This window comes from Pseudobutyrivibrio sp. C4 (assembly GCF_900111635.1).
Lineage (GTDB): Bacteria > Bacillota > Clostridia > Lachnospirales > Lachnospiraceae > Pseudobutyrivibrio > Pseudobutyrivibrio ruminis.
Genome location: NZ_FOHF01000001.1, coordinates 745,856 through 765,396, shown reverse-complemented (window position 1 = coordinate 765,396; position 19,541 = coordinate 745,856). Strand labels below are relative to the sequence as shown.

Sequence of the window (19,541 nt, the reverse complement as noted above, 5' to 3'; positions counted from 1 at the left end):
AAGGATTGATATAGATGAAAGTAGTATTTATGGGTACACCGGATTTTGCGGTGGAGACTTTAAAGGCAATATATGAGGCAGGGCATGAGGTTATTCTTGCAGTGTCTCAGCCAGATAAGCCAAAGGGACGTAGTGGAAAGCTTCAGCCTACTCCGGTAAAGGAATTTGCAATGGAGCATGACATCCCATTTTATCAGCCAGTTAAAATCAGAGCAGAGGAGTCGGTAGAGTATTTACGTCAGTTCCAGGCAGATGTATTTGTTGTGGCAGCATTTGGACAGATTCTTCCAAAGGTTATCCTTGATATGCCACGCCTTGGCTGTGTAAATGTACACGGCTCACTTCTTCCAAAGTATCGTGGCGCAGCACCAATTCAGTGGGCTGTTATCAACGGAGAAAAGGTATCAGGAAACACAACAATGCTTATGGGACCAGGTCTTGATGATGGCGATATGCTTCTTAAATCAGAGATTGAGCTCGCTAAAGACGAGACAGGCGGCAGCCTTTTTGATAAGCTTGCTCTTGATGGTGGACAGCTTGCAGTAAAGACAATCGAGGCTCTTGATAGAGGAGAAATCACACCAATCCCTCAGGATGAATCACAGGCTACACACGTAGGTATGATTTCAAAGGATATGGGAAATATTGATTGGACTAAGCCAGCAGAGGAGATCGAGCGCCTTATCAGAGGCCTTAATCCATGGCCATCAGCATTTACATTTATTAATGGTAAGCAGCTAAAGCTTTGGAAAGCAACTGTAGTTGATAAGACAGGTGAGGCTGGCACAGTTATTGATGTAAATAAAAACGTATTTACCATAGCTTGTGGCAGCAAGGCTCTCGAGATAAATGAGCTTCAGCTTGAAGGCAAAAAGCGTATGGCAGCTGGTGATTTCCTTAGAGGATATCAGCTTGAGACTGGTGCCAAACTATCAAATAGTAAGAATTAATTAGAGGATATTTGATGTCAGATAACAATAAGATAAACACGAGAATGATTGCTTTTGAAACTCTATTTGAGATTCTTGAGCATGGTCAGTTCTCTCATATATATTTAAAAGCTGTTTTAGATAAATACGCTTATCTTGATAAAAACGAGAGAGCATTTATCACGCGTCTTGTAAACGGAACAGTGGAGCGAAAGCTTCAGCTTGATTACATTATCGACAGCTTTTCAAAAACAAAGGCTAAAAAAATGAAGCCTGTAATTCGCACCATTATGCGAATGGGGGCTTATGAAATCTTTTACATGGATTCAGTTCCAGACTCTGCAACCTGCAATGAATATGTAAAGATTGCAAAGAAAAAAGGCTTTACTGGTTTGTCTGGATTTGTTAACGGAGTACTTAGAAACATTTCCAGGCAAAAATCAGAAGTTAAGTTTACAGATTTGTGCACAAAGTACTCTATGCCACAGTGGATTGTGGACAAGTGGACTTCAGAGTATGGCAAAGAACAGACAGAAGAAATTCTCAAGGGCTTCTACGAGCCACAGGATCTTTGCATCAGGGTTAACCTTAGCAAAGTGGCAAGGGAAGAGCTGAAAGAAAAACTGGAAAGCAGAAATATTTCAGTACGTATATGCGATACAATTGACAGCGCATGCTACATAAATGGATATGATTCGCTGGCAAGTATTCCAGAGTTTAATCAAGGGCTTTTCTATATTCAGGATTATTCTTCACAGCTTGTACCATACAGGGCAGGCATCAAGGATACTGATAAAGTCATAGATGTGTGTGCAGCACCAGGAGGCAAGGCACTTCATGCGGCGCAGATTGCTTCCCAAGGAAGTGTAGAAGCCAGAGACCTTACCGAGGCAAAGGTTTCACTTATAAATGAAAACATACAGCGTACTGGGGCTACAAACATCACTGCCAAGCAGTGGGATGCAACAGAATTTGACCAGGTAGCAGAAAATCAGTATGATGTGGTAATTGCTGATTTGCCATGCTCAGGTCTTGGTATTATCAGAAAGAAGCCGGATATTAAATACAATCAGACAGAAGAAAGCTTGAATGAGCTGGTTCAGCTTCAGGCAAATATTCTAGATACTGTTTGTAAGTACGTAAAGGCCGGCGGAACGTTGTGCTATAGCACATGTACTATTAATAAAGATGAAAACGAAAATCAGGTAAGCAACTTCTTATCATCACATAAGGACTTTACAATGGTTAACATGGAACAGCTATTGCCTGATTCTAGTCACGATGGATTTTTTATATGTGTAATGAAAAAGAACTAGTAGACCTTAGGTCACTAAACTTAAACGAACTAACAGAATTTGTCACAGATGACTTGGGAGAGCCAAAGTTTAGAGCAAAGCAGCTCTATGAGTGGATGCATCAGCATTTGGCACAGGATTATGACGAGATGAAAAACATTCCAAAGTCTCTCAAGGAAAAGCTTGCAGACAGATGCAACTACCATCCATTGAAGCAGATTGATTTGCAGGTTTCCAAAATCGATGGTACTCGCAAATACCTTTTTGAGCTTTATGATGGAGAAATGGTAGAGAGTGTTTGGATGAGCTACAAGCATGGCAACTCTGTGTGTATCAGCTCTCAGGTTGGATGTAAAATGGGATGCCGTTTCTGTGCATCAACCCTTAACGGATGGGTTAGAAACCTGACAGCTTCAGAGATGCTTGGACAGATTTATGCCATCCAAAGGGATACAGGAGAGCGTGTTTCAAACTTGGTTGTTATGGGCACAGGCGAGCCAATGGACAACTATGATAATATAGTTAAATTTGTTAGACTATTATCAGATGAAAATGGACTGAATATCTCACAGCGAAATATCACAGTCAGCACATGCGGTATTGTTCCTCGCATAAAGCAGCTTGCGGATGAGGATTTGACAATCACACTTGCCATTTCTTTGCATGCGCCAAACCAGCAGAAGCGAGCAGAGCTTATGCCAATTGCAAACAAGTATGAGATTCACGATTTAATCGATGCTTGTGAATACTATTTCAACAAGACAGGTCGAAGAATCACCTTCGAATATTCTCTTGTTGGTGGCGTCAATGATAGAGACCAGGATGCCACAGAATTAGGTGAATTAATAGGCCATCTTAACTGCCATGTAAACCTTATTCCGGTGAACCCAATTAAGGAGCGCGATTTCGTTTCACCAAGTATGGACAGGGCTTATGCATTCCAAAAAAAGATTGAAAAATACGTGAATAATGCTACTATTAGAAGGGAAATGGGTCGCGATATTGACGGGGCCTGTGGACAACTTAGAAAGCGAACAATGGACGCAAAAGACGCTTCGAAAGGGACTACTTAATGATAAGCTATGAAAAAACTGATGTCGGTGTCAAGAGAAAGGTAAATCAAGACACTATCTATGCATCTGACACAAGGGTTGGAAAGCTTCCAAACCTTTACATTGTGGCCGATGGCATGGGTGGAGAATTGGCAGGTGATTATGCTTCTGCAAAATGCGTGGAAATCATAATCGATTCAATTACCAATTCAAATGAGCTTGAGACTGTCAGAATCTTAGAGCAGGCAATTCAGACAGCAAACAATCGCATATTTACAGAGTCTCATAAGGATTCTAGCAAAACTGGTATGGGGACTACTTTGGTCTTGGCTACAGTTTTTGATGGACATCTTTATGTGGCAAATGTGGGTGATAGTAGACTCTATGTTGCTAATGGAGCAATGTTAAAGCAGGTTACAAAGGACCACTCTGTTGTTGCTGAACTAGTTAGAACTGGTGAGTTAGATAAAGACGATGCTAAATATGACAAACGTAAGAACATGATTACTCGAGCTATCGGGGCCGAAGAAACTATTACACCAGATTATTTTGATGTGGAAATCAGCGGTAATGAACACATCCTACTTTGTTCAGATGGATTGACCAACATGGTCGAGGATCAGGAAATCTATGAGATTCTCACATCTGAGGAAACCATTGAAAGCAGGGCAAACAAGCTCGTTGAGCGTGCCAATGCAAATGGTGGCAAAGACAATGTTTCAGTTATTATTATCGAATAAGAAATAGGTTGTATAAAGGAGAATACATGATTACACAAGGCGTATTTATAGCGGATAGATATGAAGTAATAGATAGAGTTGGATCAGGCGGAATGTCTGATGTTTATCGTGCAAAGGATCACATTCTTGGTCGTGAAGTTGCAATAAAAATATTAAAGCAGGAGTTTTCCGAGGATGCTACATTCGTAGCAAAGTTCAGAACTGAGGCTCAGTCAGCAGCAGGTCTTGAACATCCAAATATCGTTAATATATATGATGTAGGTTCCGAAAATGGAATGTACTTCATCGTTATGGAATATGTAGAGGGTATTACTCTCAAGACATACATCGAGAAAAAGGGACAGCTCAATTTCAAGGAAGCTATCTCAATTGCCATTCAGGTTGGACGTGGTATCGAGGCAGCACATCAAAAGGGCATTATCCATCGTGATATTAAGCCACAGAACATTATCATTTCCACAGAAGGAAAGGTTAAGGTTACTGATTTTGGTATTGCGCATGCAGCAAGTTCAAACACAATCCACGCTGATGTGATGGGATCAGTTCACTATTCATCACCAGAGCAGGCTAGAAACGGTTTTGTTGATGGAAAGAGTGACATTTATTCACTTGGTATTGTTATGTATGAAATGGTCACAGGCCGTGTTCCATTCGACGGAGACAATACAGTTGCAATCGCAATCCAGCATTTACAGGAGGAGATGGTAGCACCTTCAGCATATGCTCCAGACCTTCCAATTTCACTTGAGAAAATCATCCTCAAGGCTACAATGAAGTCACCAGATAGAAGATATCCAACTATCTCTGACATGCTTATGGATTTAAAGAAAGCGCTTGTTAGCCCTAATGAGGATTTCGTTACAATCGTTGGTGCAGCAGATCTTGGTCAGACAAAGGTTATGCCTAAGGTTCCTGTTGAGACAGAGGAATCAATCACAAAGAAGGCTGCAGCAGCACTTATCTTCGACGATGATTATGACGACGAAGAAGAGTACTACGATGACGATGAATATTACGATGATGACGATTATTATGACGACGATGACGAGGATGAAGAAGATTCTAAGATGGACAGAATCATGACATTCGCAGGCATTGGTGTTGGTGTTGCTATCGTTGCTATCTTAGTTGCTATTCTTGGAAATGTATTTGGCGTTTTCAACTTTGGCGCAAAGAAAGTAACAATGATTAACGTTGTTGGTTCATCTTATGAGGCAGCTGTTGAGCAGTTGGAAGGCCTTGGTCTTGATACAGAGGACAATATTGTTGTTTCATACGAGGAAAACGACGATTACGAAGATGGCACAGTTATTTACCAGTCGGTAGCAGAGGGCGAGGAGTTCTCTCTCAAAGATACATTAAGACTTACTGTTGCAGGTGAAGATACATCAAGCAGCTCAGGTGATTCATCAAGCTCAGATAGCTCAAGTTCTAGCGACTCAAGTAGCTCTAATAGCTCAAGCAGTTCTAGCAGCTCAAGCAGTTCAAACAATGACAACTCATCATCTAGCTCAACAGATTCTGATTCAACAGTTGCAGTACCAAGCGTAGTTGGTCTTTCACAGGCAGAAGCTACAACTGTTTTGGATGCAAAGGGAATCGTTGTTACAAGCACAACACAGGAGTACTCAGATGATGTTGCATCTGGCTCAGTAATCAGCCAGTCAATCGAAGCAGGTGAAATGGTTGCACCAAACACAAGCATTACACTTGTTATCAGTAAAGGTAAGAAAGAGACTACATACAGCTACACAGTTTCAAATCCATTTGATGGTCCATGTACATACTCAATTGCAGAGACAAACCAGTCAGGTAATATTCCAAAGAATGGTGCAATCAACATTAGCAATTCACCAAAGTCATCACTCACTATTACTTTGACTTACACTCCTACAATTACTGCATCAGATGGAAGTACAGTAGCTCTTGAGGATCAGACTCAGACAAAAACCGAAACAATAAATGGTACAGTTGAGCAATAATGACAGGAAAAATTATTAAAGGTATTGCCGGGTTCTACTACGTATACGTAGAGGACCAGGGTGTATACGAGTGCAAGGCCAAGGGAGCCTTCAGAAAAGATAAAATAAAGCCTTTGGTAGGGGATGACGTTACAATTGACGTCATCTCTTCCGAGAAAATGACGGGCAATGTTATAAGCATTTTGCCACGAAAGTCTGAGCTTATCAGACCGGCTGTTGCAAATGTTGATCAAGCATTGCTCATTTTTGCAACTAAAAATCCTGAGCCAAATCTTAATCTTTTGGATAGATTCCTCTGTATGATGGAAGAGCAGGATTTGCCTATCGTCATATGTTTCAACAAAGAAGACATAGCAGACGATGGCTTTGAAGAGAGAATGCGAGCTACTTACGAAAATGCAGGATACAAAGTAATTTTCTGTTCTGCAAAAAACGACGAGGGCATAGATGGCATTCGAGAAATATTAAAAGGCAAAACATCTACCGTGGCAGGGCCATCCGGTGTTGGCAAAAGCTCCATAGTCAATAAACTGACTGAGGGCCAGACCATGGAAACAGGAGAGGTTTCTGAAAAAATCGGTAGAGGAAAACATACGACACGTCATTCCGAGCTTTTATATTTAGGTGACGACACATTCATTATGGACACACCAGGTTTCTCATCTTTGTTTGTACCAAAGATTGAGCCGGTGGATTTATATACCTTATTTCCAGAGTTTATTGAGCCAGCATCTTATTGTAAATTTACAGGCTGCGCTCACGACAAGGAGCCTAGCTGTGGCGTAAAAGATGCAGTAGCATCTGGTGAAATCGCAGCCAGCAGATACGAGAACTACCTTCAGATTTATTCTGAAATGGTTAATGAAAGGAATAATAAATACAGGTAATGATTATGGAAAAATGTTTAGCACCTTCAATTTTGTCAGCGGATTTTGGAATTTTAAAACAACAGCTAGAAGTCATTGATGAGGCTGGAGCGCAGTACGTTCATTTCGATGTAATGGACGGCGTTTTTGTGCCAAGCATCAGCTTTGGACTTCCTGTTCTAAAAACAATTCGTAAATACACAGACAGAATGATGGATGTGCATTTGATGATAGTGGATCCTGAGCGTTACGTTAAGGATTTTGCTGAGGCAGGAGCAGATATTATTACAGTTCATGCTGAGGCTTGTAAGCATTTGGATGCAACGATTGAATTGATTAAGGCCAGTGGTGCTATGGCCGGTGTAGCAATCAATCCAGCAACTCCACTTAGTGCAATTAGCCATGTTTTGGAAAAGGTAGATATGGTTCTTATCATGACAGTTAACCCAGGTTTTGGTGGACAGTCATTGATTCCATACACACTTGATAAGGTAAGAGAGCTATCACAGCTTTTAAATCAAAAGGGATTAAAGATTGATATCGAAGTTGATGGTGGCATTAATAAAGACACTATTGATGATGCTTTAGATGCAGGAGCCAATATTATCGTAGCTGGCTCAGCTGTGTTTAATGGCGATATTTCAGCAAACGTAGAAACTCTTATGGAGAAAATGCGATGATAGCAATTATTGGTGGCGGTAGCATCAATAAGAATTTCATAAGTGAGTTCATAAGCAAGCTTGATGAAGCTTCGTTAAGTATAATTGCTTGCGACAGTGGCTATGAAAACTGTCTGGATATAGGGCAGGAGCCAGATATTGTTATAGGAGATTTCGATTCCATATCAAAAGAAGCATACGAAAAGCTTCAGCGTAGCAATGCCGAGGTAATAAAGCTCAATCCTGTAAAGGATGATACAGATATTGAAGCAGCGTTAAATATAGCTATTCGCAAGTCGATGGTAGGGGATTATATTTACCTTTTAGGTGCCACAGGCAAACGCCTGGATCACTTCCTTGGAAATGTAAATCTTCTTGGTATGGGTTGTTTGAAGCAGCGTAAAGTTGTAATTGTAGATGAGTATAATTACATTCAAATGATTTCTGCTGGTCAGACTCTAAGCCTTAGCAGAGAGGGAGCGGAAGCCCAATTTGGTCATTATGTTTCAATATTTCCTTATGGTGGCAAGGCGACAGGAGTGACTATGACAGGTTTCAAATATCCTTTGGAAAATGCCACTATAGAAGGATTCAATACCCTGACTGTTAGCAATGAAATTACAGAAGAGGTTGGCAGTATTTCATTAAAAGAAGGATATTTAATAGTGTGTGAAACAAGAGATGCAATTTAGCATCTCTTTTTTTAATGAGAAGATTTCTTAATAAGGCTAAAAGATGCAAACACCTATTGACCTAGTAGGTGTTTGGTGATATCTTCATTAACAGACTAGGTTACTAGGTAAAAGGAGCAACTTAGAATAATGTTAAAGAAAGGTAGTAGTTATGTTTGTATATGCAGATAATGCAGCGACAACAGCTGTTAGTAAAAAAGTAGTGGATGCCATGCTTCCATATTTCACAGAAGTATATGGAAATCCATCAAGCCTTTATTCGGTAGGCCAGAAGGCAAAGGAAGTATTAGAGGAATCAAGAGAAAAGGTGGCAGCTATTTTAGGTGCGAAGCCTAGAGAAATATATTTTACATCAGGCGGAAGTGAGGCAGATAATCAGGCAATCATGTCTGCCGCAAAAGCAGGTGCGAAGAAGGGAAAGAAGCACATTATTTCTTCGAAGTTTGAACATCATGCAGTGCTTCATACACTTCAGGCGTTGGAAAAGGAAGGCTTTGAAATCACACTTGTAGATGTACATGAGAATGGTGTGGTAGATCCAAAGGAAATCGAGGATGCAATACGTGAGGATACAGCACTTGTTACTATCATGTATGCTAACAATGAAATAGGAACAATCCAGCCAATTGCTGAAATAGGTAAGATTTGCCGTGAAAAGAAGGTATGGTTCCATACAGATGCAGTTCAGGCTATTAGCCATGTTCACATCAATGTTGAAGAGCAGAATATTGATATGCTTTCAATTTCAGCTCACAAGTTCCATGGACCAAAGGGTGTAGGAGTTCTTTATGTAAAGGGCGGTATCCCAGTGTCTAACGTAATTTACGGTGGTGCACAGGAAAGAGGAAAGAGAGCAGGTACAGAAAATCTTGCAGGCATTGTAGGTCTTACAGTTGCACTTGAGGATGCTGTTGCAAATATTGACGCAAATAATGAGCATCTTGCACCTCTTCAGGAAAGACTTATCCAGGGATTATCCCAGATTCCATACTCAGAGTTAAATGGAGACAGACATGCTAGAGTTACATCAAATGTAAACTTCTGCTTCGAGGGAATTGAGGGAGAATCACTTTTACTATTACTTGACGATAAGGGTGTAGCAGTTTCATCAGGCTCAGCTTGTACATCAGGCTCATTAGACCCTAGCCATGTACTTCTTGCAATTGGCCGACCACATGAGGTAGCCCACGGTTCACTAAGAATCTCACTTGGCGAGGATGCAACAGAGGAGCAGGTGGACTACATTATCAAATCTGTATCAGAGGTGATTGAGTACCTTAGAAGCTTTTCACCATTCTGGGGTGATTTAATTAGTGGTAAGAGAAATCACGTATTTGCAGAGCACAAGGAAATCGCTTAAACATACTAGAGAGAAGGAGTAGAAAGATGGCATTATATAGTGAAAAGGTCATGGACCATTTTAGAAACCCAAGAAATGTAGGAGTTATTGAAGACGCCGATGGAGTAGGTGAAGTAGGAAATCCTGTATGCGGCGATATCATGAAAATATATCTTAAGATTAATGACCAGCAGATTATCGATGACGTTAAGTTTGAGACATTTGGATGTGGCAGCGCCATTGCATCAAGCTCAATGGCAACAGAACTTATTATGGGAAAGCCGGTATCAGAAGCTTTACAGCTTACTAACAAGGCTGTTACTGAGGCACTAGATGGGCTTCCACCACACAAGCTTCACTGTTCAGTTCTTGCTGAAGAAGCAATAAAATCTGCTGTAAAGGACTACTACGACAAAAATGACATAGAGTACGATCCAGCAGATTTTCCTGAAGAGCATGATTGTGAAGCTTGTCACGTAAACTAAGCTTCGTTTACAAGATCACTGAGTTTCTTCCCATAGAAGAAATCACGTTCTAATAAATAAAACTCGGTCCACATAGGAAGAGTTTTGCATACACCTTCACGAGGGCAGTCTTTTGCACCGTCGGCCAAGCAAGCCACAGGAGCAAGGCTGCCTTCAAGTAATTCTATAATCTCACCAATAGAATATTCCTCAGGCTTTCTGGTAAGACGATATCCACCGCCTTTACCGCTGACACCAGCCACAAGGCCACCTTTAACCAATTCCTTAACTATTATTTCCAAATACTTCTTAGAAATATCCTGGCGCTCAGCAATATCCTTAAGCGGAATATAAGCCTCGCTATCTTGCTGTGCCAAGTCTATCATTACACGAAGTGCATATCTACCTTTAGTACTAAACATAACGTACCTCCTTAATAACACTATAATATCCTAGGTAAATAGGTAAATCAAGGGGGATTAGGTGGATGGTGGTGTTGCTATAGGTTTTGTTGATAACGGTGTATAGGAAACCTTGATTATAAAACCTATTGACCTAGTAGGTAATAAGAGATAAGATATCACACATAACAAGGAAGGAGGTAGCAGATGAAAAACATATCATCCTGGTGTCACCTATTCATTTGGGAGAAAAGGTATGGCAGAACAATTATGATCCTGAATTCAATGAACACTCTGTAGTGATTTCTAAAGAATTGAAAGCAGTCTTTAGAAAGCTCGCCGAGGAGTATGACTGTAAGTTTTTGGCAGCATCTGATGTGGCGGAGCCATCAGAATTGGATCAGGAGCACATGGACGCCAAAAGCCATGAGTTACTCGCGGGAGCAATATATGAAAAGTTGGTAAAAATATAAAGATAGAAAGAGGACGATCAATATGAAAAACAACTTACTTAAGAAATTATCAAGCGGATTACTTATTACAGCACTTACAGCTACAGTATTTGTTGGATGCGGAAACTCAAGTGCAGATGCAGGAGAGGAAGTAAAGGATGCAAGTGTGGAGGCAGGCGCAGATGCTGCAGATTCAAACGCAGGCTTCAGAACACTTGATGAGATTAAGGAAAGCGGAACAATCAACATCGGCGTGTTCTCAGACAAGAGCCCATTTGGTTATGTAGATGAGAATGGCGAGTATGCAGGATATGATGTTTATTTTGCAGAGAGAATTGGTGAGGATCTTGGTGTTGAGATTAACTACGTATCAACAGAAGCTGCAAACAGAATTGAGTACCTTCAGACAGGAAAGGTTGATATCATTCTTGCAAACTTTACTGTAACAGAAGAGAGAGCTCAGGAGGTTGATTTCGCACTTCCATATATGAATGTTGCACTTGGCGTTGTATCACCTTCAGATGCAGTTATCGAGAGCCTTGATGATATAGGTGAGGATGATCAGGTAATTGTTATTTCTGGTACAACAGCAGAGACATACCTTACAAAGAACTATCCTTATATCAAGCTTCAGAAGTACGATGCATATGCAGAGGCAAAGACAGCATTTGAGAACGGCAACGGCGTAGCATGGGCAAACGATAATACAGAGGTTATCGCATTTGCGATAGAGAATGAAGGATACACAGTAGGTATTCCAGAGCTTGGTGACCAGGATACAATCGCTCCAGCTGTAACAAAGGGCAATGAAACACTTCTCAACTGGCTCAACGAAGAGCTTGATACACTTGGCGATGAGAACTTCTTCCACGCTGACTACGAGGCAACTCTTCTTGATACATACGGTGCTGACTACGAAGATACTCTTGTAGTAGAGCAGTAAGATTCCTAAAGAAAATTTGAAAGGCTATTTATTTAGTAATGGATATAAGTATTCTTAGAGAATATATTCCACTATATAAAGAAGCACTTTTACTTACAATGAAGATAGGATGGCAGGGCATATTAATGAGTCTAATCATTGGACTCGTAGGCTCTGCTATCCTGCATTTTAAAGTTCCAGTGCTTAAAACAATAATTGGAATATATATTGAAATTTTTAGAAACACGCCACTTTTGGTTCAACTATTTTTTATTTACTTTGCGTTGCCAAAGGTGGGTATCAAAATAACTGCAGAAACATGCGGTATTCTAGGACTTGGACTTCTAGGCGGAGCCTATATGATTGAAACCTTTAGAAGTGGTCTGGATGCAATTCCTGTAATACAAAAAGAAAGCGCACTTAGCCTTGGCATGAGTGAGTATCAGACCTTGTGGCATGTAATTATGCCGCAGGCAATTTCTATCAGCGTGCCGGGACTTTTGGCCAACGTAATATTCTTATTAAAAGAGACATCAGTGTTTTCAACAATCAGTCTTATGGACCTGATGTTTACTGCAAAGGATTTAATAGGAATGTACGCAAAGACAATTGAGTGCCTGTTCCTTTTGGTTGTATTTTACCTGATTATGCTCCTTCCAGTATCAATCATAGGAGCGATTGTGGAAAGGAGGTTGCGCTATGGCCAGTTTGGGGATTGATGTTCTGTTCAAAGGAACAAACTTCATGAGATTGCTTCAGGGCTTGTGGGTTTCAATTGAAATCAGCCTTATATCCGTTGCAATTAGTATTTTACTTGGACTTGTTGTCGGTGTATTGATGACAGTCGATAATAAGATTTTAAAAGCGGTATTGAAGCTATATCTTGAAACAGTAAGAATCATGCCACAGATGGTGCTTCTTTTCATTGTGTATTTCGGAACTACTAGAGTTTTTGGTTGGGACTTATCAGCAGAAGCTTCAGCAATTTTTGTATTCACCTTCTGGGGCACAGCAGAGATGGGAGATTTGGTAAGAGGTTCTATAAAGAGTATTCCTCGTATCCAATTTGAATCTGCATATGCTCTTGGTATGGATAAGCTTCAGACCTATTTATACATAATACTGCCACAGACAATAAGACGTCTGATTCCACTATCAATCAACCTTATTACCAGAATGATTAAGACAACATCACTTGTAATGATGATTGGTATTGTGGAAGTTTTGAAGGTAGGGCAGCAGATTATCGAGGCAAACAGAAACACTTCACCAAATGCTGCATTTGGCGTGTTTGGGGTTGTTATGCTTATGTATTTCCTTGTTTGCTGGCCAATCAGTAGACTTAGTATTTATTTGGAGAAAAGGTGGACGTAATGAGCGAATTATTAAAGGTTACACATTTACATAAGGAATTTGGAAACAATGTTGTTTTGAAAGATATCAACCTTTCTGTAAAAAGAGGAGAGGTTGTAGTAATCATCGGACCATCAGGCTGTGGTAAAAGTACATTCTTAAGATGCTTGAATGGTTTGGAGGAAATTCAGGGAGGCATCATTACCGTTGATGGACTTCCAGTGGAGGCTGATAAAAGAGATATCACAAAGCTTCGTCAGAAGATTGGAATGGTGTTCCAGTCTTACGAATTGTTCCCTCACAAGACAGTAATTGAAAACATCATACTGGCACCTACTAAGGTTCAGAAGAGAAACAAGGAAGAGGTTACAAAGGAGGCAATAGAGCTTCTAGACAAGGTCGGTCTCTCTGATAAAAAGGATTATTATCCTAGACAGCTTTCTGGTGGACAGAAGCAGCGAGTTGCAATTGTACGTGCACTTGTAATGCATCCAGAGATTATACTTTTTGATGAGGTGACAGCGGCTCTTGATCCAGAGATGGTTCATGAGGTACTTGAAACTATGATTAAGCTGGCTAAAAGTGGCCGCACTATGCTCATAGTAACTCACGAAATGAGTTTTGCAGAGGCTGTTGCAGATAGAATCCTATTCTTCGACAATGGCGAGATAGTAGAAGAGACAGAAGACGTAAAGGGATTCTTTAAGGAACCTGTTACAGAACGAGCTCAAAAGTTCCTTAGAACCTTTGAGTATGATAGTGCCTTGTATATATAAACAAGCACAGTTGTCCTAGTGGTGACTAGAAAAACGTAACAAACATTTGTAGTTGCAGAAAATAGGCACAAAACCGTACTTATATTTTTTTTCTAATTCAACTGTTGATATTTCAAACATTTTGCGGCACATAGGGCAACGAAGTTTTACCATATCCATAAAAAACACCTACCTTTACTGTTTTATAAGGATATAGTAGCAACTAAATGTGAAAATAAAATATTAAAAATGTGACTATAGCTAGTTATAAATTCAATTTATAGCTAGCTATAGTTTTTGCTTATTGTAAAACCTATTGACTAGGTAGGTAATTAAATGTATTATCATTTCAACACAAAAACATATCAACCAGATAGGCAAAAAAAGGAGGAAGAATTATGAGCAATTATAGATTTGAAACTTTAGCACTTCATGTGGGCCAGGAAAACCCAGATCCAGCATCTGATGCAAGAGCAGTACCTATTTACCAGACTACTAGCTACGTATTCAGAGATTCACAGCATGCAGCAGATAGATTTGGTCTTGCTGATGCAGGTAACATTTATGGTCGTCTTACAAATTCTACTCAGGGTGTTTTAGAGGAGAGAGTTGCAGCACTTGAAGGTGGAAGCGCAGCACTTGCAGTTGCATCTGGTGCAGCAGCTATCACATATACAATCCAATCACTTGCAGCAAACGGCGGACACATCGTAGCACAGAAGACAATCTACGGCGGAAGCTACAATCTTCTTGCTCATACACTTACACAGTATGGAATCACAGCAACATTCGTAGATGCCCATAACTTAGATGAGGTTAAAAACGCAATTCAGGATAACACAAGAGCAATCTACTTAGAGACTCTTGGAAATCCTAACAGCGATATTCCAGATATCGATGCAATTGCAAAGATTGCACACGAGGCAGGTCTTCCACTTGTTGTTGACAACACATTTGGAGCAGCTTATTGGGTAAGACCAATTGAGCACGGCGCAGACATCGTTGTTCATTCAGCAACAAAGTTCTTCGGTGGACACGGAACAACACTTGGTGGTGTTATCGTAGAAGCCGGCAAGTATGATTGGAAGGCAAGCGGAAAGTACCCTAACATCGCAGAAGCAAATCCAAGCTATCATGGTGTATCATTTGCTGAGGTTGCCGGTCCTGCAGCATTTGTAACATACATCAGAGCTATTCTTCTTAGAGACACAGGGGCAACAATCTCACCATTTAATGCATTCCTCCTTTTGCAGGGAATTGAGACATTGCCTCTTCGTCTCGACAGACATGCAGAAAATACAAAGAAGGTTGTTGAGTTCTTGAAGAATCATCCAAAGGTAGCTCATGTAAATCATCCATCACTTGAGGATCATCCAGATCATGAGCTTTACAAGAAATACTTCCCAAAGGATGGCGGAAGCATTTTCACATTCGAAATCAAGGGTGGCAAGGAAGAAGCTTACAAGTTTATTGATAGCCTTGAAATCTTCTCAATCCTTGCAAACGTAGCAGATGTAAAGAGCCTGGTTATTCACCCAGCGACAACAACTCATTCTCAGCTTACAGAGGAAGAGCTTTTAGATCAGGGAATTACACAGTCTACAATCAGACTTTCAATTGGTACAGAGCACATTGATGACATCATTGAGGATTTACAGAAGGGCTTTGATGCAATTGATGCAGAGAAGATTGAAGAAGTTTTTAATGCAGAAAAAAACGCAAATGCGGTATAATATAAAAAAACTAGGAGGAGACTTGAAATGTCAAAGATTTATAAGGGAGCTATTGAGTTAATTGGAAAGACTCCACTTGTTGAGGTGGTTAATATTGAAAAGGAGCTTGGGCTTGAGGCTACAGTTCTTGTAAAGCTTGAGTATTTCAATCCAGCTGGATCAGTAAAGGATAGAGTAGCAAAAGCTATGATCGAGGATGCAGAGGAGAGAGGTCTCCTCAAGGAAGGTTCAGTAATCATCGAGCCAACTTCAGGAAACACAGGTATCGGTCTTGCAGCAATCGCAGCATCAAAGGGATACCGTGCAATCCTTACAATGCCAGAGACAATGTCAGTTGAGCGTAGAAATATCCTTAAGGCATATGGCGCTGAAATCGTTCTTACAGAAGGCTCAAAGGGTATGAAGGGGGCTATCGCAAAGGCTGAGGAGCTTGCAGCTGAAATCGAGGGAAGCTTTATCCCTGGTCAGTTTGTAAATCCAGCAAATGCAACAGCTCACAGAACAACTACAGGTCCAGAAATCTGGGAAGACACAGATGGAAATGTTGATATCTTCATCGCTGGTGTAGGTACTGGTGGAACAGTCACAGGTGTAGGTGAGTACCTTAAGTCACAGAAGTCAGATGTTAAGATTGTTGCACTTGAGCCAAAGGATTCACCTGTTCTTTCAGAGGGACGTGCAGGTGCACACAAGATTCAGGGTATCGGCGCAGGATTTGTTCCAGACGTATTAAATACAGAGATTTACGATGAGATTTTCGTAGCAGACAGTGCAGATGCATTTGCAGCAGCAAAGCTTCTTGCAAAGAAGGAAGGAATCTCAGTTGGTATTTCTTCAGGAGCAGCTCTCCACGGAGCAATTGAGCTCGCTAAGAAGCCAGAGAATAAGGGCAAGACAATCGTAGCTTTACTTCCTGATTCAGGTGATAGATATTATTCAACACCTCTATTTACAGAATAAACAAAATATAGACTGAGAAAGCCACTCTGTTACGGCTACAAGCCTACTGATTTCTCCGCTCGACAACACGTCTCGCTTGAGAAATAGTAGAGCTTGATGCCTACAGAGTGGCTTGTTTTAGTTTGTATCAATAATTGAAGTAAAATTACCATTTACTTCTGTGTAAAGTAGCTATCAACGCCATTGGCAATGCCTTGGGCGAGTTCAAGTTGATATTCATCTGTTACCAACTTTGTTTCCTCATCCACATTTGTGAGGTCGCCAACTTCTACGATGGCGGTAGGAGATGCACACCAGTTGATGATAGGTTTGTCATCGTCTTCGGTGACGCCTGAGTTATCACACTCAGCTTCCTGGATAACAGAGCCTAGGATTGCATCTGATAATAGTCTAGCATCATTATAATTTCCATAGTTGTATGGATTATCTTCTGACTGACATACAACAGAAACTCCATTGTTTTCCCCAGTCTGAATTACTATAAATGCATCGGCATTTGCAGTGTTGGCAATCATTGCACGGTCGCCACTGCTAAGATTTACATCGTTTTCATTTCTGGTAAGGAGTACGGTGTAGCCCTGCTTGCTAAGAAGAGAAGATGTCTTCAAGGCAATCTGCAGATTCAGCTCATATTCGTGAATTCCTGTTTCGGCTCCATCCACACCAGTTGTGGCACGTGCAGTTGTTTTGAAAGCTCCAGGCCCAATTGGTTCCTTTCGATTGTTGGCATTCATCTGACAGCCAGGATCAATCACAATTACTTTCTGGGTAGATGTCTCTTTAACAGGTTGTTTTGCATCTACAGTCATAGAAGGACAAACCATTGCAACTAGGAGCATTACTACAACATATTTTCGTAAGAGCTTTCTAATTGGTTTCATTTGTAAATCACACTCCCTTCCAAAAATCTCTCTATAATGATTATCGGATACTGATGTGAAAAAACTATGTAAATTCTGTATATTTTAAGGCTTTTTTACCAGTAATTTGCAAAGCCAAGTTCTATTAAACGATTAGTTTCATAATAACGTGATGATTTTACGGTTCCATCGTACATTGTGCGGTTCTTTCCACCAAGTACAACAGTGATAATTGTCTTGCCTTCTCTTGAAGCAACAGTCACAAGACACTGGCCAGCGCGGTTGGCTGTTCCTGTTTTACCGCCTACCACGTATGGGTTGTAATAAGCGGAGCCTGGAATCACGAGAGCGTCAGTATTAACAAGTGTTCTAGGTACAGCGCACATGTTTGTGGCTGGAAGCACAGCGCTTGCCATACCAAAATACTGCTTGAATAATGGATGAGCGTAAGCGTTAGCTGTAATCAAATACAGTGAGTAAGCGTTTGTGTACATGTTTTTATCTGGATAGCCAGATGGATTAGTAAAGTTTGTATTTACACAACCAAGCTGAGTTGCTCTAGCATTCATAAGTGCTACGAAGTTTGATACTGAACCAGCAACTGCCTCAGCAAGAATATTGCAGGCTTGGCAATCAGAGCTTACCATCATTGCTGTAAGAAGCTGATCCACTGTAAGGATTTCTCCGGCCTGAAGTCTTGGCTCCACGTGGCTTGCATCAGATGGAAGAGAAGCAACTGCTGTTGCAGAAGTCAAAACAGGTGTATCCAAAGTGAGCTGTCCAGCCTCGATAGCTTCCATAACAAGAAGAGCAGTCATAATCTTTGTGGTGCTGGCTGGCTCAAGCTTGTCATTTGCTCCCTGGCTATAAATGATTTTGCCTGAAGCTGCATTAGCAACAAGGGCTGCATTTACATCATAAGAAGTAAATCGAACAGCAGTAGTATTTGCTGCAGCAGAAAGAGCCTGCTGAGAAATATAGTAAATTCCGCCATCAAGGCTAACCTGCCAAAAGCCATTTGATGTCTGGCCTGTAACCTGGACAGGTGTATTAACTGCGAGAGTTTTTACGAAAGTGGTGGTATCTGCATCAGCAAATACTTCAGTACCATTGCAGGACAAAAGCACTGCAGATATAGGTGTAACAGAATAATAAGCGGCCTCAGCCTGAAGTGATGCCATAGGCACTGTAAAACTAATAGTCAGCGCCAAGGCTAGGGACAAGGCAGTCTTAGTAATAATCTTTTTTAAATTTTTTAGGTTCAAATTAATATTTCCTCCATATATAATTGTTATTTTTATTTTATCAGAACAAAGAAAAAAATAAAATTTGAAAAAAGGTGTTGACAAATAAAATTTAATTGCGTACAATTCAATCATAATCAATTGCACACAATTAAATTAAAAAGAAATATGAACATGTTTTTCTGTTAAGGAGGAAAAGTAATGGGATTTTATGATCTTACAGTTGAAAAGACAAATGGCGAGCAGCAGGCTATGAGCGATTATCAGGGAAAGGTTGTCATGATTGTCAACACAGCTACAGGATGCGGTTTCACACCACAGTACAAGGACATCGAAAGCATCTATGAGCAGTACCACGCTCAGGGCTTCGAAATCGTAGACGTTCCTTGCAACCAGTTTGCAGGTCAGACACCTGGCAACGACGAGGAAATTCACGAGTTCTGCCAGCTTCACTACAACACACAGTTCCCTCAGATGAAGAAGGCTGATGTAAATGGTGAAACAGCTATCGAGCTTTTCAAGTATCTTAAGTCTCAGAAGGGCTTTGAAGGATTTGGTAAGGGTGCTAAGGCACTTGCTATGAGCGCAATGCTCAAGAAGATTGACAAGGATTACAAGAACAATCCAGAAATCAAATGGAACTTTACAAAGTTCATCGTTGACCGTCAGGGTAATGTAGTTGCCCGTTTCGAGCCAACAGCTGACATGAAAGAAGTCGAGAAGTGTGTAGCTTCTTTGATTTAGTCTAATATATTCGTATTATTTCTCCCTTTTTGTTAGGACTAGGCACGCCCATGCCTAGTCCTTTTATTTTTGTCAATTACAATAGTTTTTTTGCAAATT

21 protein-coding genes are annotated in these 19,541 nt (G+C 40.6%); 18 read left to right on the top strand and 3 right to left on the bottom strand.

Annotation, left to right across the window (positions count from 1 at the left end):
* Positions 1 to 14: 14 nt before the first annotated feature.
* The 10 genes from fmt to nifU all read left to right on the top strand — a co-directional run bounded on the left by fmt (position 15) and on the right by nifU (position 10,039).
* A complete protein-coding gene (gene fmt / locus BMY66_RS03625; protein ID WP_090394151.1) occupies positions 15 to 950 on the top strand; it encodes a methionyl-tRNA formyltransferase in 936 nt (311 codons plus the stop codon).
* A gap of 14 nt (positions 951 to 964) precedes the next feature.
* Entirely contained in the window at positions 965 to 2,245 is a 1,281-nt protein-coding gene (gene rsmB, locus BMY66_RS03620) for a 16S rRNA (cytosine(967)-C(5))-methyltransferase RsmB (RefSeq protein ID WP_090394150.1), read from the top strand.
* The gene (gene rlmN, locus BMY66_RS03615) at positions 2,224 to 3,297 is read left to right on the top strand and encodes a dual-specificity RNA methyltransferase RlmN (protein ID WP_090394149.1); all 1,074 of its coding nucleotides are present in this window, start codon (positions 2,224 to 2,226) and stop codon (positions 3,295 to 3,297) included. The genes rsmB and rlmN overlap by 22 nt, the downstream gene beginning before the upstream one ends.
* The gene (locus BMY66_RS03610; RefSeq protein ID WP_044933788.1) at positions 3,297 to 4,016 is read left to right on the top strand and encodes a Stp1/IreP family PP2C-type Ser/Thr phosphatase; all 720 of its coding nucleotides are present in this window, start codon (positions 3,297 to 3,299) and stop codon (positions 4,014 to 4,016) included. Before rlmN ends, BMY66_RS03610 begins: the two co-directional genes overlap by 1 nt.
* 26 nt (positions 4,017 to 4,042) lie before the next feature.
* The gene (pknB, locus tag BMY66_RS03605) at positions 4,043 to 5,998 is read left to right on the top strand and encodes a Stk1 family PASTA domain-containing Ser/Thr kinase (RefSeq protein WP_090394148.1); all 1,956 of its coding nucleotides are present in this window, start codon (positions 4,043 to 4,045) and stop codon (positions 5,996 to 5,998) included.
* A complete protein-coding gene (rsgA, locus tag BMY66_RS03600) occupies positions 5,998 to 6,885 on the top strand; it encodes a ribosome small subunit-dependent GTPase A (RefSeq protein ID WP_090394147.1) in 888 nt (295 codons plus the stop codon). Before pknB ends, rsgA begins: the two co-directional genes overlap by 1 nt.
* 5 nt (positions 6,886 to 6,890) lie before the next feature.
* Positions 6,891 to 7,544 (top strand): ribulose-phosphate 3-epimerase, encoded by a 654-nt coding sequence (gene rpe, locus BMY66_RS03595; RefSeq protein ID WP_090394188.1) that lies wholly within the window; start codon positions 6,891 to 6,893, stop codon positions 7,542 to 7,544.
* On the top strand, positions 7,541 to 8,215 hold the full coding sequence (locus tag BMY66_RS03590; RefSeq protein WP_090394146.1) for a thiamine diphosphokinase: 675 nt from the start codon (positions 7,541 to 7,543) through the stop codon (positions 8,213 to 8,215). The genes rpe and BMY66_RS03590 overlap by 4 nt, the downstream gene beginning before the upstream one ends.
* Positions 8,216 to 8,366: 151 nt before the next feature.
* Positions 8,367 to 9,575 (top strand): cysteine desulfurase NifS, encoded by a 1,209-nt coding sequence (nifS, locus tag BMY66_RS03585; RefSeq protein WP_090394145.1) that lies wholly within the window; start codon positions 8,367 to 8,369, stop codon positions 9,573 to 9,575.
* A 26-nt stretch (positions 9,576 to 9,601) separates the two neighbouring features.
* A complete protein-coding gene (gene nifU, locus BMY66_RS03580; protein ID WP_044933797.1) occupies positions 9,602 to 10,039 on the top strand; it encodes a Fe-S cluster assembly scaffold protein NifU in 438 nt (145 codons plus the stop codon).
* Here nifU and BMY66_RS03575 read toward each other — a convergent pair.
* On the bottom strand, positions 10,036 to 10,440 hold the full coding sequence (locus BMY66_RS03575; protein WP_033153833.1) for an RrF2 family transcriptional regulator: 405 nt from the start codon (positions 10,438 to 10,440) through the stop codon (positions 10,036 to 10,038). The two genes, nifU and BMY66_RS03575, sit on opposite strands and share 4 nt — an antisense overlap.
* A 221-nt stretch (positions 10,441 to 10,661) precedes the next feature.
* Between BMY66_RS03575 and BMY66_RS03570 the strand changes: the two genes are divergently transcribed.
* The 7 genes from BMY66_RS03570 to cysK all read left to right on the top strand — a co-directional run bounded on the left by BMY66_RS03570 (position 10,662) and on the right by cysK (position 16,594).
* The gene (locus tag BMY66_RS03570) at positions 10,662 to 10,892 is read left to right on the top strand and encodes an SGNH/GDSL hydrolase family protein (protein WP_177175568.1); all 231 of its coding nucleotides are present in this window, start codon (positions 10,662 to 10,664) and stop codon (positions 10,890 to 10,892) included.
* Positions 10,893 to 10,914: 22 nt separating this feature from the next.
* Entirely contained in the window at positions 10,915 to 11,814 is a 900-nt protein-coding gene (locus BMY66_RS03565) for a transporter substrate-binding domain-containing protein (RefSeq protein ID WP_090394144.1), read from the top strand.
* A 38-nt stretch (positions 11,815 to 11,852) separates the two neighbouring features.
* Positions 11,853 to 12,512, top strand: coding sequence for an amino acid ABC transporter permease (locus tag BMY66_RS03560; protein WP_090394143.1), 660 nt, complete (start codon positions 11,853 to 11,855; stop codon positions 12,510 to 12,512).
* Entirely contained in the window at positions 12,493 to 13,167 is a 675-nt protein-coding gene (locus tag BMY66_RS03555; protein ID WP_090394142.1) for an amino acid ABC transporter permease, read from the top strand. Before BMY66_RS03560 ends, BMY66_RS03555 begins: the two co-directional genes overlap by 20 nt.
* Positions 13,167 to 13,922 (top strand): amino acid ABC transporter ATP-binding protein, encoded by a 756-nt coding sequence (locus BMY66_RS03550; RefSeq protein WP_033153837.1) that lies wholly within the window; start codon positions 13,167 to 13,169, stop codon positions 13,920 to 13,922. The genes BMY66_RS03555 and BMY66_RS03550 overlap by 1 nt, the downstream gene beginning before the upstream one ends.
* A gap of 377 nt (positions 13,923 to 14,299) precedes the next feature.
* On the top strand, positions 14,300 to 15,634 hold the full coding sequence (locus BMY66_RS03545; protein ID WP_090394141.1) for an O-acetylhomoserine aminocarboxypropyltransferase/cysteine synthase family protein: 1,335 nt from the start codon (positions 14,300 to 14,302) through the stop codon (positions 15,632 to 15,634).
* 27 nt (positions 15,635 to 15,661) lie between these two features.
* Positions 15,662 to 16,594 carry a cysteine synthase A gene (gene cysK / locus BMY66_RS03540; protein ID WP_074790757.1) on the top strand — a complete coding sequence of 311 codons (933 nt, stop codon included), beginning with the start codon at positions 15,662 to 15,664 and terminating at the stop codon, positions 16,592 to 16,594.
* A gap of 152 nt (positions 16,595 to 16,746) precedes the next feature.
* On the opposite strand, the gene BMY66_RS03535 is transcribed toward cysK, so the two are convergent.
* Together BMY66_RS03535 and BMY66_RS03530 are read right to left on the bottom strand one after the other, a co-directional pair.
* Positions 16,747 to 17,475 (bottom strand): N-acetylmuramoyl-L-alanine amidase family protein, encoded by a 729-nt coding sequence (locus tag BMY66_RS03535; RefSeq protein ID WP_090394140.1) that lies wholly within the window; start codon positions 17,473 to 17,475, stop codon positions 16,747 to 16,749.
* Positions 17,476 to 17,570: 95 nt separating this feature from the next.
* Complete coding sequence (locus BMY66_RS03530) at positions 17,571 to 18,719, bottom strand: D-alanyl-D-alanine carboxypeptidase family protein (protein ID WP_177175567.1); 1,149 nt, start codon at positions 18,717 to 18,719, stop codon at positions 17,571 to 17,573.
* Positions 18,720 to 18,899: 180 nt separating this feature from the next.
* Between BMY66_RS03530 and BMY66_RS03525 the strand changes: the two genes are divergently transcribed.
* Positions 18,900 to 19,442 carry a glutathione peroxidase gene (locus BMY66_RS03525; RefSeq protein ID WP_074790751.1) on the top strand — a complete coding sequence of 181 codons (543 nt, stop codon included), beginning with the start codon at positions 18,900 to 18,902 and terminating at the stop codon, positions 19,440 to 19,442.
* Positions 19,443 to 19,541 lie beyond the last annotated feature (99 nt).

Excerpts from the sequence above, each read along its gene's own strand:
- fmt (WP_090394151.1), top strand. The coding sequence starts at position 15 with ATGAAAGTAGTATTTATGGGTACACCGGATTTTGCGGTGGAGACTTTA.
- rsmB (WP_090394150.1), top strand. The coding sequence starts at position 965 with ATGTCAGATAACAATAAGATAAACACGAGAATGATTGCTTTTGAAACT.
- rlmN (WP_090394149.1), top strand. The coding sequence starts at position 2,224 with ATGTGTAATGAAAAAGAACTAGTAGACCTTAGGTCACTAAACTTAAAC.
- BMY66_RS03610 (WP_044933788.1), top strand. The coding sequence starts at position 3,297 with ATGATAAGCTATGAAAAAACTGATGTCGGTGTCAAGAGAAAGGTAAAT.
- pknB (WP_090394148.1), top strand. The coding sequence starts at position 4,043 with ATGATTACACAAGGCGTATTTATAGCGGATAGATATGAAGTAATAGAT.
- rsgA (WP_090394147.1), top strand. The coding sequence starts at position 5,998 with ATGACAGGAAAAATTATTAAAGGTATTGCCGGGTTCTACTACGTATAC.
- rpe (WP_090394188.1), top strand. The coding sequence starts at position 6,891 with ATGGAAAAATGTTTAGCACCTTCAATTTTGTCAGCGGATTTTGGAATT.
- BMY66_RS03590 (WP_090394146.1), top strand. The coding sequence starts at position 7,541 with ATGATAGCAATTATTGGTGGCGGTAGCATCAATAAGAATTTCATAAGT.
- nifS (WP_090394145.1), top strand. The coding sequence starts at position 8,367 with ATGTTTGTATATGCAGATAATGCAGCGACAACAGCTGTTAGTAAAAAA.
- nifU (WP_044933797.1), top strand. The coding sequence starts at position 9,602 with ATGGCATTATATAGTGAAAAGGTCATGGACCATTTTAGAAACCCAAGA.
- BMY66_RS03575 (WP_033153833.1), bottom strand. The coding sequence starts at position 10,440 with ATGTTTAGTACTAAAGGTAGATATGCACTTCGTGTAATGATAGACTTG.
- BMY66_RS03565 (WP_090394144.1), top strand. The coding sequence starts at position 10,915 with ATGAAAAACAACTTACTTAAGAAATTATCAAGCGGATTACTTATTACA.
- BMY66_RS03560 (WP_090394143.1), top strand. The coding sequence starts at position 11,853 with ATGGATATAAGTATTCTTAGAGAATATATTCCACTATATAAAGAAGCA.
- BMY66_RS03555 (WP_090394142.1), top strand. The coding sequence starts at position 12,493 with ATGGCCAGTTTGGGGATTGATGTTCTGTTCAAAGGAACAAACTTCATG.
- BMY66_RS03550 (WP_033153837.1), top strand. The coding sequence starts at position 13,167 with ATGAGCGAATTATTAAAGGTTACACATTTACATAAGGAATTTGGAAAC.
- BMY66_RS03545 (WP_090394141.1), top strand. The coding sequence starts at position 14,300 with ATGAGCAATTATAGATTTGAAACTTTAGCACTTCATGTGGGCCAGGAA.
- cysK (WP_074790757.1), top strand. The coding sequence starts at position 15,662 with ATGTCAAAGATTTATAAGGGAGCTATTGAGTTAATTGGAAAGACTCCA.
- BMY66_RS03535 (WP_090394140.1), bottom strand. The coding sequence starts at position 17,475 with ATGAAACCAATTAGAAAGCTCTTACGAAAATATGTTGTAGTAATGCTC.
- BMY66_RS03525 (WP_074790751.1), top strand. The coding sequence starts at position 18,900 with ATGGGATTTTATGATCTTACAGTTGAAAAGACAAATGGCGAGCAGCAG.